This is a genomic window from Achromobacter sp. GbtcB20, assembly GCF_019091095.1.
GTDB lineage: Bacteria > Pseudomonadota > Gammaproteobacteria > Burkholderiales > Burkholderiaceae_B > Achromobacter > Achromobacter mucicolens.
Genome location: NZ_JAGXJZ010000930.1, coordinates 1 through 234, shown reverse-complemented (window position 1 = coordinate 234; position 234 = coordinate 1). Strand labels below are relative to the sequence as shown.

The 234-nt window shown below is 64.1% G+C and carries 1 protein-coding gene; it reads left to right on the top strand.

What is annotated here, in order from left to right:
* A partial coding sequence (locus tag KVT32_RS31680) for a hypothetical protein (protein WP_217619594.1) occupies positions 1-234 on the top strand: 234 nt, incomplete at both ends.

The following is a 234-nucleotide window of genomic DNA, read 5'->3' as shown; positions in this document are numbered from 1 at the left end:
GCGCGCTCGCGCAGCTCGTCGTCGCTTTCGTAAACGGCATCGAGCGGCGGGACGGCTGCAAGATTCGCAGGCTGGATGACCTGGCGGTATACGCCGTACTCGCCAGCAATGTGTTCCAAGTCGCCACGGCGCGCGAACGCCAGCAAAACACTGCGCGCGGCGTCATTGACGCGCTGGCGCAGGATTACCTCGCGCTCCGCGTTTTCTTGCAGGACGATTACCAGCGGCTCGGAT